The sequence below is a fragment of the Mycobacterium angelicum genome (assembly GCF_002086155.1).
GTDB lineage: Bacteria > Actinomycetota > Actinomycetes > Mycobacteriales > Mycobacteriaceae > Mycobacterium > Mycobacterium angelicum.
This window is the reverse complement of record NZ_MVHE01000334.1, coordinates 1-378: the sequence shown is the minus strand read 5'-3', so window position 1 is coordinate 378 and position 378 is coordinate 1. Positions and strand designations below refer to the sequence as shown.

Sequence of the window (378 nt, the reverse complement as noted above, 5' to 3'; positions counted from 1 at the left end):
GGATCGGGTTGCCGAACGGGGACGTGGTCGGGTTGTTGAGCACCTTGACCAGCCGTCGCTCGACGTCCTCGCTCATCACGTGCTCCCACCGGCATGCCTCGGCGTGAACTTCTTCCCACGGCAACCCGATGACATCGACGAGGAGCCGTTCGGCGAGGCGGTGCTTGCGCATCACGGCGATGGCCAGCGCGCGGCCCTTTTCGGTGAGCTCCAGGTGGCGATCGCCAGCCACCCGAAGTAGCCCATCGCGCTCCATCCGGGACACGGTCTGGCTGACCGTCGGCCCGCTCTGGTCGAGCCGCTCGGCGATCCGGGCACGCAGTGGCGTCACGCCCTCTTCCTCGAGGTCGTAGATGGTCCGCAGGTACATCTCGGTGG

Annotated in this window: 1 pseudogene; it reads right to left on the bottom strand. The window is 67.5% G+C overall.

Annotated elements, in window-relative coordinates:
• A pseudogene (gene ideR, locus BST12_RS29665) lies at nt 1-378 on the bottom strand (iron-dependent transcriptional regulator IdeR); the annotation flags it as partial.